We start from the raw sequence: 2,026 nt of genomic DNA, 5'->3' as shown, positions 1-2,026 counted from the left end.
GTAACCGCTCCATAAACCCCACCTTCAACTGAGCTATCCGTTTCCGGATGCTGGGCTCCCGTTTTCACCGGAGTTCACCGTCATGATGCGTCCCGACGCCAAGGTACAGAAGGTCTACCTCTACCCAAAGCCCGTCGATTTCCGCAAATCCATCAACGGCCTGGCCGCCCTGGTCGAGCTGGATATCAAGGTGGAGGTATTCAATCCGGTGCTGTTCGTATTCCTCAACCGCGCCCGCAGTCAGGTCAAGATCCTCTACTGGGAGCGCAATGGCTTCTGCCTGTGGCTCAAGCGTCTGGAGGCCGAGCGCTTCAAGACTAAGCCCGATGCTGGCGACGAGGTCATCGAACTGACGGTCGATGAGCTGAACTGGCTGCTCGACGGCATCGATCTGTGGCGCAACCGTCCGCATCAGGTGTTGAGGCCGCGTTTCGTGGCCTGAGCCGGTATAATCCGGCGCCATGAAATCTGCTGCCGACCACCTTCCCGACGATCCTGTACTGCTCAAGCAGATGCTGCTATTGGCGCAAGGAAAGGTGGCGCAACTCCAGGAACAGGTCGCCCTGCTACGCCACAAGCTGTTCTCGCCCAAGTCCGAGCGCAGCCCTGAAGATGCCGACTCGCCGCAGTTGGCCATGTTCAACGAGGCCGAAGAGCTGCTCGAAACGCCGACCGCGGCAACAAACGAAGCCGAAGCCGAAGCCGAAGCCGAAGAAGTCGTCGCACCGATCACGCGTCGCGGCAAGCGCAAGCCGCTGCCAGCCAACCTGCCGCGTGTTGAAATCGTGCACGAACTGCCCGAGCACGAGCTGACCTGCGCCTGTGGCTGCCGCAAGCAGGTCATTGGCGAGGAAACCAGCGAGCAGTTGGAGATCATCCCGATGCAGGTGCGGGTCATCCGCCACGTGCGCAAGACCTACGCCTGCAACGCCTGCGAAGCCGCCCCGGTGACCGCCGACAAACCGGCACAACTGCTCGAGAAAAGTCTGGCCACACCGAGCCGTGCTGGCGATGCTGCTGACCACCAAGTACGCCGACGGCATCCCGCTGTATCGTTTCGAGAAAATGCTCAGCCGCCACGGCGTCGACCTCCCCCGCCAGACCCTGGCGCGCTGGGTAATCCAGTGCGGCGAGCAGTTGCAACCGCTGCTCAACCTGCTGCGCGACACGCTGTTCGACTATCCGCTGCTGCACTGCGACGAAACCCGGCTACAGGTGCCGCATGAGCCGGGTCGCGATCCCACCGCACAATCCTGGATGTGGGTGCAATGCGGTGGCCCGCCGGACAGGCCGGTCGTTCTCTTCGACTACGACACCAGCCGCGCGCAGGCCGTACCGTTGCGCTTGCTCGCGAGCTATCGCGGCTACCTGATGACCGACGACTACGCCGGCTACAACGCCGTGGCCCAGCAAGACGGTATCGAACGTCTGGCCTGCTGGGCGCATGCGCGACGCAAGTTCGTCGAGGCGCAGAAGGTGCAACCCAAGGGCAAGGTCGGCCGGGCCGACATGGCGCTGAACCTGATCAACAAGCTCTACGGCATCGAACGTGAGCTGAAAAAAGCCGACGACAGCGAACGCCTGAGCGCCCGCCAACAACGCAGCCAGCCGCTGCTCGACCAGCTCAACTCCTGGCTCGACAAAACCCAGCCGCAGGTTGCTGGAAAAACGGCGCTGGGCAATGCCGTGAACTACCTGGCCAGCAACTGGAGCCGCCTGGTGCGCTATGTCGAAGGCGGGCACCTGCCGATCGACAACAACCGCGCGGAGAACGCCATCCGCCCGTTCGTCATCGGGCGCAAGAACTGGCTATTCAGCGACACCCCGAAAGGCGCCACCGCCAGCGCACAGCTCTACAGCCTGCTCGAAACCGCCAAGGCCAATGGCCAGGAACCTTACGCCTGGCTGCGCCATGCCCTCGAACGCCAGCCCCAGGCGACTCGCGTCGAAGACTACGAAGCGCTGCTGCCCTGGAACCTGAGGGCGATTTAAAGCCAAGCCGCCTGAGCTGGGTAGGTGGGGTTTA

Annotated in this window: 1 protein-coding gene and 1 pseudogene; both read left to right on the top strand. The window is 62.8% G+C overall.

Going from position 1 to position 2,026, the window contains the following annotated elements:
• Positions 1-82: 82 nt before the first annotated feature.
• Positions 83-442: an IS66 family insertion sequence element accessory protein TnpB gene (gene tnpB, locus A9G05_RS26155; RefSeq protein ID WP_069563701.1), complete on the top strand. Its 360-nt coding sequence runs from the start codon at positions 83-85 to the stop codon at positions 440-442.
• Positions 443-461: 19 nt separating this feature from the next.
• Positions 462-1,992, top strand: a pseudogene (locus A9G05_RS26150) (IS66 family transposase).
• Positions 1,993-2,026 lie beyond the last annotated feature (34 nt).

Source organism: Pseudomonas sp. ENNP23 (genome assembly GCF_001728945.1).
Classification (GTDB): domain Bacteria; phylum Pseudomonadota; class Gammaproteobacteria; order Pseudomonadales; family Pseudomonadaceae; genus Metapseudomonas; species Metapseudomonas otitidis.
Note: the sequence above shows the minus strand (reverse complement) of the source record. Positions and strands in the feature narration are given on the sequence as shown.

Excerpts from the sequence above, each read along its gene's own strand:
- tnpB (WP_069563701.1), top strand. The coding sequence starts at position 83 with ATGATGCGTCCCGACGCCAAGGTACAGAAGGTCTACCTCTACCCAAAG.